This is a genomic window from Bradyrhizobium campsiandrae (assembly GCF_014529705.1).
Classification (GTDB): domain Bacteria; phylum Pseudomonadota; class Alphaproteobacteria; order Rhizobiales; family Xanthobacteraceae; genus Bradyrhizobium; species Bradyrhizobium campsiandrae.
In genome coordinates this window covers 1-243 of the sequence record NZ_JAANIH010000406.1, presented here as the reverse complement: position 1 = coordinate 243, position 243 = coordinate 1, and the positions used below count along the sequence as shown (strand labels likewise).

The following is a 243-nucleotide window of genomic DNA, read 5'->3' as shown; positions in this document are numbered from 1 at the left end:
ATGTATACGGAGCTTCGACAGCGTTCATGCCTGCCCAGACCATGGAATCAATGAGAGCGTTCAAATTGCGACCATGTCCTTCCGGCGCGCCCAGCGCAGCAAGAAGTGCATCGTAAAAGTCGCGCCATCGCCGCAGCCTGCGAAGAACGCCGCGCGTTGGGTCGTGGTGACGTAGAAATCGGCTTTGAGATTACCTCCTGACCCTGGAGATGACTTATCAATGATATTATGGCGACAGTCCTG

The 243-nt window shown here is 54.7% G+C and carries 1 protein-coding gene and 1 pseudogene; both read right to left on the bottom strand.

All coding sequences use genetic code 11. The features are described 5' to 3' along the window. Positions 1–94: pseudogene (locus G8O24_RS43670) on the bottom strand (barstar family protein); the annotation flags it as partial. Continuing rightward, on the bottom strand, positions 61–243 hold a 183-nt coding region (locus G8O24_RS46965), incomplete at its 5' end, for a hypothetical protein (protein WP_438503283.1). The pseudogene G8O24_RS43670 and the gene G8O24_RS46965, both read right to left, overlap by 34 nt.